4 protein-coding genes are annotated in these 8,512 nt (G+C 51.9%); 1 reads left to right on the top strand and 3 read right to left on the bottom strand.

Annotation, left to right across the window (positions count from 1 at the left end; translation table 11 throughout):
• Positions 1-290: 290 nt before the first annotated feature.
• The 3 genes from ACM6IT_RS21200 to ACM6IT_RS21190 are packed head-to-tail and all read right to left on the bottom strand — an operon-like array spanning position 291 to position 7,470.
• Positions 291-3,233 carry a hypothetical protein gene (locus ACM6IT_RS21200; RefSeq protein WP_414918635.1) on the bottom strand — a complete coding sequence of 981 codons (2,943 nt, stop codon included), beginning with the start codon at positions 3,231-3,233 and terminating at the stop codon, positions 291-293.
• A 32-nt stretch (positions 3,234-3,265) separates the two neighbouring features.
• Positions 3,266-5,635 carry a hypothetical protein gene (locus ACM6IT_RS21195; RefSeq protein ID WP_414918634.1) on the bottom strand — a complete coding sequence of 790 codons (2,370 nt, stop codon included), beginning with the start codon at positions 5,633-5,635 and terminating at the stop codon, positions 3,266-3,268.
• Positions 5,636-5,682: 47 nt separating this feature from the next.
• Positions 5,683-7,470 (bottom strand): hypothetical protein, encoded by a 1,788-nt coding sequence (locus ACM6IT_RS21190; protein WP_414918633.1) that lies wholly within the window; start codon positions 7,468-7,470, stop codon positions 5,683-5,685.
• A gap of 349 nt (positions 7,471-7,819) precedes the next feature.
• On the opposite strand from ACM6IT_RS21190, the gene ACM6IT_RS21185 reads away from it, so the two are divergent.
• On the top strand, positions 7,820-8,320 hold the full coding sequence (locus ACM6IT_RS21185; RefSeq protein ID WP_414918632.1) for a hypothetical protein: 501 nt from the start codon (positions 7,820-7,822) through the stop codon (positions 8,318-8,320).
• The last annotated feature ends 192 nt before the right edge of the window (positions 8,321-8,512 follow it).

Below are 8,512 nucleotides of genomic sequence, written 5' to 3'. Positions count from 1 at the left end.
ACTAATGGAACCGCAGGACCACAAAGTTGGTTGGTCTCGACTTCGGGCAAGCTGATCGAGACGGTGTATTGTCCGGTACGATCGTCAACCCCACCTTGAACAAAACTCATGAACCCGAAGGCTTGCGAGTGCACGGCATTGGAAGTGGTCATGTGTATCTTCCTCAGGTATTCAATACATTAATTATCGACACAAAAGAGCCTGAAAGGCTTCGGCAACTTCACCGTAAAGGTGTAATTGCCGAAACTTACAGAGATGACTTATAATAAGATTTACCTGCAAACAAACGACTACTGCCGCCTGAGCACTAACTTGTTACGACTATCCTCCTTGTCAATTGATTCAAAAGAAACCTGTAAAGCATGCCGATTACCGTCTATGTCCAACAACGTAATTTTTAGACCGGGCTCAAGGTTTTTCCTGAAAAGCTTGCGCTCATCACCATTGGCCATCCCGTCGTACCAATACGGCATATCGTCTACGCGGTGCAGACTGACAACAAACTCTCCCGCAGCAGGCTCTTTACCGTCTTCAAATACGGGATTCAGTTTTTTTCTCCGCTCCCTGATCAGCCCCCAGAGATAAGGGTCAAATGAAAGCCCTTCGGGCACCGGACTATTACTGCCCTCATAGTTGGCTGGATTGAATGCGCAGCCGGTATAGCTGAAGAATTTTTCGTCCAGTAGCTCGCTCTCCCATTGCAGTGAAGAAATATTCGCTTCAATGGACGAAGTAACAAACGGAACAATGCGGGAACCCGCCGAAGTAGGCACATTAAAATTTAAACGCCAATAATCGGTGGACCAACGATAAAAGCTGAAATAGTCACCCTCAGGGTTTTGCGCGCTGGGTGGCAGATCATAGCCATCCCGATCCTGAGTCACCCGATCACGGGTGAATTTGTAGGGGCTTTTGTTCGGATCCGGATCGGGATCAGGCGGCAAGAATATTTCAGCATGCACCGTTACTTCATCTTTACCGGGGTCTACGTAGTCAATCGAGTTAAACGTCCTGTTGCCAACCCCTTGAAACCGAGCATAAAACGTCCGGCTGCCGCCTACCCCCATTTGTATGTAAAGTTCACGGCGGCGCTCACGGTTGTTTGTCGGTGCATCTGGCGCCAATGGGAAAATGTCTGACGTCCCGGTGCGCGAAAAAAACCTGAACCGATTTCTTTTTTTGTTGGCTGCAAACTGGGTGCCGCTGCCGTACTCGATTCCCTCCTGCGCCACATGAACGAAAGGGACTTCCGCACCGGTAGCCTTGTCGACGAGCCTCAAGGTCGCCAACTCGGCATCGCTGACGGGGATGTCATATTCCTGGCCGCCAACCGTGGTCGTTTTGGTTTCAAGCGTAATCAGTACCGGGATCTGCTGACAACCATTGGCAAAAGCGGTATCACGCCCGCCAACCGCTTCAATTGTAAATTTCTCCAGACTTAACCAATGCGGAACGGGTTCCAGTTGCTCGGTGAGCTGGATCACGCTGAAACCGCTGGCCAGAACGATACCGTGGTCTGAGTAAGAACATTTCACCACACTGAAGCGGGAGGTAGGTGCCTGTGGTGGCGTAAACAGGCCGAATTGATCGACGCTGCCCTCACCGATCACTTCCCAGAGCAAAACGTCCGGAGGCAATTGGGTACTTAACTGGATAGGCAATGACGCCGTTGCGGAGGCGACGTACGGTGGCTCGACGGGCAGATTGTGCGGGGCTGCCACCAACACGATCGTCGCTTCAATCAGCTCATTGGTCAGTTTTTCACTGACGCTGATCTTCTGGATCGCCAACGGTGCCGCCAGGCTTGCCGGTGGTGTGTAGATCGCATGATTGTTGTCAATGACGGTCAGTACGCCTTCTGCCGGAGTCAGCGTGGGCCAGACCAGTTCCGCGCCGGCGACAGAGCTGACGGTCAATGGAATCGGGTTGGCGCTGGCACCCACCCCGCTGATATTGACCCGCGGTGAAACCCCCATGCTTTCGAACACGCCCAGGACCAACGCCGATCGTGTCTGCTGCCGGCCCGCGTCGGCATACTGTGCAGTCACCACAATGGGTTGGCGCTCCTTGCCCATCCGCTGGGTGACCGGTGCCGTGTACAAGCCCGCCACGGTAATTGTCCCAACCGACAACGGGTCAATCGGGTTGCTCACGCTCCAAGTGGCATTGATTGTCGAGCCGTCGCTCTTACGGGCACTGAACTGCTGCTCCTTGCCTCCTTTGAGGCTGACAAATGGCGGTTGAACTTCGACACTCTCCTCGGTCGCTTTGACATTGCCCAGCACCAGCAAATCAAAAGGTGTATGGCGACCGTTGGTGCTTTCGACAAAGATGTTCTCACCGGGAAACAGCAGGTTTTTCAGCACATCCAGCTGCGTCTCTTCCAGCAGGCCCAGGTTTTCATGGTTCAACACCAATGACGCCGAATAAAGCTGTTTACCCGCCGCCTGATCATCCGGAATCAAATAAGGGAAGCCGCTGCCATCGCTGGGCAACCCCTCACCATTCTCATCCTTGACTTTCAGGCGGATGAACACCAGCACAGCTCCATCCCCATAATTAAGTGCCGACGGATCATCAGCTCCGGGCGCTCTTTGAGTCCGTAGGTAGAATCCCTTGGGACTCAATGGGTTGTAGCCGCTAAAATCAAACAGGCCCAATTCGAAGGTCCGCGCATCACCTGGCAACGCCGCCAATCGCGTGTGGATAAACGCAGCGATTTTAGTCTGTATGGCCGCAAACCCGCCCAGGTTGCATTTCATCGTTGGGTCGCTGCCCAGATCGAGAGTCACCCGACCCCGCTTATCCACTTCGCCTTCAACCTGGCCCAGATCGACTTTCAGTTCGATGTGATAGCCCATCTCTTCAGTGATACTGAAGCTGGACATTAACCTGGGAACACTGCCTATCGCGTGACTCATCGCCGTATAGGTACCACCCACGATATTCATCTTCAGGGTGACAACAGATAGATTCAATGAAGCGGTTGCAAACGACAGCACCGGTTTACCCAGAAACAGGTCTTCCAGTTTCACAGACTCTGCCCCATCCGCCAGTACAATGTCGCCACTGATCGGTGGAACAAAACGCGAGTCGCTCAACCAGGCAAGGTATTGTTGTTCCAGCAGTCGATTGAGCTGCGCACGACCGAAAGCAGCAATAGCCCCCCATCCATGGGTTACCGAGCCTCCTTTCATTTGATTCAATAAGCTTTCCAGCGAATTAGCGGACATAACCGTTCTCCCAAGCAATAGTAAATAGCAATTTATTGCCCATCCACACTTAGCATTCGAATAGTTTCCGGAATACTGAACAGTGGCATTGGCAGGATGATGTAGCCTTGGCTATCCGGAAGAAAATCCGGTACCGAGGAAGGGAACGTTGTAATAATGGCCGCAAACTTGTCTACCCCTGCAGGGTCAACAGTAAACACTCCAGATTTTTGATCAACTTGCCCCGACCCCGCCAGAACCTCCCACGTCAAGTCAATGACGCCTGGAGCAATGGGGTTGCCATCTGTCCCCACCACAGCCAACTGAACTTTGTTCGCCGGCAAACTGGCTGTTTTATCAATTATCACGGTAAAAACGGGCACGCCGTGAATCACCAGAACGGTCGAATATTCAGTTTTATTGCTTCGTGGGTTCGTCACCTCAATCCTGTCGATATGAAATCCGGTCTTCGGTTTAAGCGGGCCGGGATAGTAGGTGTGATCCCCTTCCGGTTCCAGGCTGGGTTCCACTCGGGCGCCCGACGCGGGATCCACGCTCCATCTCAGCGCACCACCGTCCAAAGTGCCGGCGGACATTTCACGCCCCCGGGGATCACCAGCGGTTGCCGTTTGCACCAGCGGGTTGATAGTGATATCGCGACGAAGCACGGCAACCAGCGCAGAGCTGGTATGAGTACCCGCCGTGGCAGTCACTTTGACACGGGTGTGATCGCCTTCGAGCTGGGCGGCAGTCGGCGCCTTGTATAGCCCCGTGGACGTGTTGATGGTGCCGGGGTTTCCGGTGCTGCCGGGAATGTTTTCGACCTTCCAGGTCACCCCTGTGCGCACGGGCTCTGTTTTAAACTGAAACTCACCGGAGTGGCCGAGTACGGTTTCCAGAGGGCTGACAGTGAAAGCGGTTTGAGTGGGCCCGACTTGGCCGAAAAGAGCGAGGTCGGTTGGGAGATGTACGTGCTCATATTTAACAGCATCGCCGCTACGGAACAACAGACTGTTAAGCGTCAGTATGTTGATGGCTTCTACTGGACTAATGAAGTCTAAATATGCTGTAAAAATATCATCCTCAAACAAACTCACCAAAAAACTATTAGCCATATCGATATGATGCTGACTAAGAGGCAATTGTCCGACAGACACTCTTAAATCCTCCTTCGACGCTTCGCGATCAACATTAAGCTTCATCATCTGGGAAGTGCTATCTATAGAAAATATTAGCCTGATGTTAAGAAACCACGCTGAGAAGACCAACCGATCAACCTCAGAAGCATCACTAGTGTTCCAATCTAGCGATTGCCCACATGCAGACTCTGTCCAATCAAAATAAATACTGTCATTGGCAAGTCTCATCTCAAAAAAACTATCCGGGCTTCCCGGACGCAATGGCATTGGTAATGCAATGTATGGCGACGTGAATCTAGCACCAGCATAATCGGTAGAGCGACGTTGATTTATTCTGCGATATGCTTGTTTCGAGACAAGCTTTGTGATTCTTTTTCCATCTCCCCCCCATACAGTCTCAAATTGCGCGGGAAGATTACTCGACATCTTTTTCAGCCCGTCTGAGAATATTTTTTCTGTAATATATTCCTGGCCAAGCAGCACCGTCGCCGAATACCCATCAGGAAGCAAATACCGCAGGTCACTATTCATCCCAGGAAACAGGCCATCGACCCCACCTTCCATTGTAATAAGGAGCAATACCGCCCCCTCATTCTCGTCTTCGTTCGCTAGCAGTCGGGCACCTGATCCTTTTTTATTATGCGTGCGAATGACGAAGTTCTTGGGTTTTAGAAACTGATTTTCCGTGAACTCCAGTTGATTCAACACAAACGTTTTTTGCGATTCGGGCAATGCACTAAAACGACGTTTCATACGCTCACCCGCCACTCTTTGCAGGTGCGGAGTTTCAACATACGTCAACCGATAATCAGTGCCCGCGTCCAGCTTCAATTCGACCTGCCCGGCGGATGTAACTGATCCGGGAGCGACCCTCAGGTCGATATTGAATTCTAACCGAGGCCCATCCAGCGCATCTTCCAAAGCAATTTTTGAAACGCTCCACGCGGATGCTCCTTCAGGTTTTGAATACGTAAGGTGCGAGCCACCGATCACCTTCATACTCAACTTGGCTTTGGAGTTTTCCAGACTCGAATTGACAAACGACAACCGCGGACGGTCCATCACATAGTCAGTGATATATTCCTTTTGCGTGGGTGTCGTGTTGTCCTCTATCTCTTCAGTAATTGGCTCCATATAGTCGCCGGCACTAAAGCGCGCGATGTATTCCTGCAGCAACACAGCATTGGTCTTGGTACGATCATAGGCCAGAATCGCATCCCATTTTAAAGTGCGCTGCTCTTGTTCAAGCCACACCAGCATGTCGTCGATTGAATTATTTTCCACGACAAATCTCCTTTCCCTTAGATAAGATAAAACACACTCAGCTATATTTAACTCGTGAGCGTAAGGTTAGTGTCATTAAATGGCACGTAGGTATCTCCAGCATCAAAGCTGACCCAGCCCCTTAGGGTGAATTGTTCATTGAGCTTGAGGGACTGCAAGTAAGCACGGGGTAACTTTTCTTTAATCTGTTGTTGAGTAAACTCTGTATCCGTGACTGGAACCTTGTCTCGCACGGTGATAGAAACTGCACCGCTGTTACTGATACCCGCGGCTTCTATTGTCAGAAGTTGACCAACTGCCACGAATGGCCATGGGTTGATTGTCAGGTCAGCCCCCGTGGATGGCACTCTTTGCAGTGATAACGTGCTGGTACCCATGGCCTGGGTACATTGCGTATCCGGATATTGCGAGCGGGGCACCGGCTTGACGAGCAAATTGAAAAGGATGGATTTGTCACCAGGGGGCGTGACGGTGTAATACACCGGAAAGCGTGCACCTTCCGCTATCGACATATTGGCAGCGATCAATGTGGACGGAACATGATAGCGCCGACCGCTACCCCCCACAGGATCCAGTATCACGCCACGCCCACCCTTGGGATTGCCCTCCCAATGCACCTCGATTTTCCCCGCCCCCGTCTCCGCGTCCGCGGGTATGCTCACGTATGCGCCGCTGGTGCTGGCCTGCAGATCCCCTCGGTTCTCTCCGGCGGGGGTAGCGTTATCCACAATCGGTGCCGGTAAATGCAAAGGCATACTGATGTCCAGTTGCCGGGGCTCACCGGATTCCGCTCCGCCCGTGCGGGCATATTGATAGCTCACCGTCACCCGACCGCCACCGCTAACCGACAACCAGCGTGGTTCAATGTGAAAATCGATCACACCACTGTCGAGAGTCGAACGATCGACGCGCAGAGCCTTGACCACGCTCTTGTCCGTACCACTGCCAGCCCAGTACACCAGCACCCAATCACCCTCCTGGATGCCTGCATAGACAGGTTTGATCTGCAGCGTCAGACCATCCGGATAGCGACCTGGATCCACCGGGCCACCGGCATAGTCCTTGATGACCAGTTCAGGCAGCAGCGCTGCGCCCGGTTTGACGATCTGGATCGTCTGCACCCCGGATTCACTCGACTGCCCGGTGCCGGCATATTCGATGCGGTAGCTGACTTCGGCGTGTTCGCCCGGAATGCCGATGACCTCGATCTGCGGCACAGTGAACTTCAAGGGCAGTCCAATATGCTCGGTTTTCAATGTAAGAGCGTCGCTGTACGCGGGTTCGGGCGTGCCCATGAAGTACCCTTGCCAGGTAAACGTTACTTTGTCGCCAATACTCATGGCCCGATAGGGCGGAACTATCGCGCTAGCGCCTGCCGCCCCCACGGCAGCAGGGTCGAGTGCAAGCTGGTGAGATTCTTTTATTTGCACAACCGGCAGGTGACTGGATTTGCCGGGACGGATGCCGACATAACAGAACACTCGCAGAGACTCGGGCCCTCGGGTATTGGGGTCTCCTGAGGCTCCCAATGCGTAGGAATAAAATGCCCACCCTTGATTAAGCCCTTTGAGGCGGGCATTGGGAATGTAGGCGGGCATTCCTAGTTCTGGTGTGTATCCCCCCGCGGTGGTGACATCCAGCCTTGAGTTACTGAAGTCCTCAACTTCGCCTTGCGCTCCGCAGCCTCTCCAGTTTGGCCAGAGCACATCATTCAGGGCAATGCCGGGGTACTTTATGTAGGTCAACAATGGTCGGTCGCCCAACTGATCCAGGTCAATCGCGTCGCCATTCAAAGAGCGATCGGCGATAACCGGCGGGGGATTCACGTCTTCCATTGGTATTCATCCTTTAGTTCAAACTCGACAAATCATTTGAACTGCACCCTATTCCTCCTTCACCGCATTTACCACTAACAGAACTGCTAGGTTACCAAACATCACACCACCGATATTATGAGCACTCCGGATTAAGCGTCGACTTCACAGCCCCTACCAGGTTATTCCGCTAACCAACTGAATTCACTACCTTCGCCCCCCCTTGGACAACACAGTCCAGTCATCGTTTTTTTCGGCAAAAGATTTCAATACAACTATCAGAACTGATAGGTTCGCAAAACACAATCTCCTGTTAATGTTAAGCCAGGTGTTTTCATTCAGATGCGCTGCATGACTCACGAGGTACGCCATGAATTACATAAAAGCAGCTACTTACGGACTTTTAATGATCCTTCCCATCGCCTATTCAAACCTGACAATGGCGGGCTCAATTATTCTAGGAAAAGAAGACGGTGCAACTTGCGTTTTGCCACTTCCAGTGTTACCGACAACGTCGGTCCGGTACAATTTGAGAAGGACTTCTACTCCCTGCGACCACTTCAACGACAAAGTCCGGACTATTACTTTCCGTGAAGTACCCTCCGCCACCGAAGTTATCTTGAGTGATTACGAGGGCGTCGGCGATATTTGTACTAAAGGCACCTACGATTTTTTAGTCACACTTAAAACAATAAAAAAAATCACCACCACTGTCGATAACATCGAGTTAGATCACCTGGCCGCCTATGGCCCCAACCAAATAATTGCGCCTGGCTTACAAATGATACAAAATGATACAGACTCCCACTTACGGGACAAACTTTCCTGCGTGAAAATTAATATTTCAAAAAAACCTCCTACCACTCCCTGACTCAAAAAAAATCTCCTTCTCTTAATATGAGATGCATGACATGACTACTTCGAATGCAGTGCATTCCCAAGCCTTCGGTTTCATGAGTTGGATGAAGGGCGGTACTGACCCCCGCACAGGGCAGTACACCCTTGCCGTCGATATTCCCGAGGTAAAAAGCAACCTACTGTGCGGCCCCGCCCTACCACTGAG

Origin of the sequence: Pseudomonas sp. IT-P4 (genome assembly GCF_949767755.1) — a bacterium.
Lineage (GTDB): Bacteria > Pseudomonadota > Gammaproteobacteria > Pseudomonadales > Pseudomonadaceae > Aquipseudomonas > Aquipseudomonas monachiensis.
The sequence above is the reverse complement of the archived record's forward strand: the minus strand, read 5'-3'. Positions and strand labels throughout refer to the sequence as shown.

What these genes read in the sequence shown, in the direction of transcription:
- ACM6IT_RS21200 (WP_414918635.1), bottom strand. Translation starts at nt 3,233, where the DNA reads ATGTCCGCTAATTCGCTGGAAAGCTTATTGAATCAAATGAAAGGAGGC.
- ACM6IT_RS21190 (WP_414918633.1), bottom strand. Translation starts at nt 7,470, where the DNA reads ATGGAAGACGTGAATCCCCCGCCGGTTATCGCCGATCGCTCTTTGAAT.
- ACM6IT_RS21185 (WP_414918632.1), top strand. Translation starts at nt 7,820, where the DNA reads ATGAATTACATAAAAGCAGCTACTTACGGACTTTTAATGATCCTTCCC.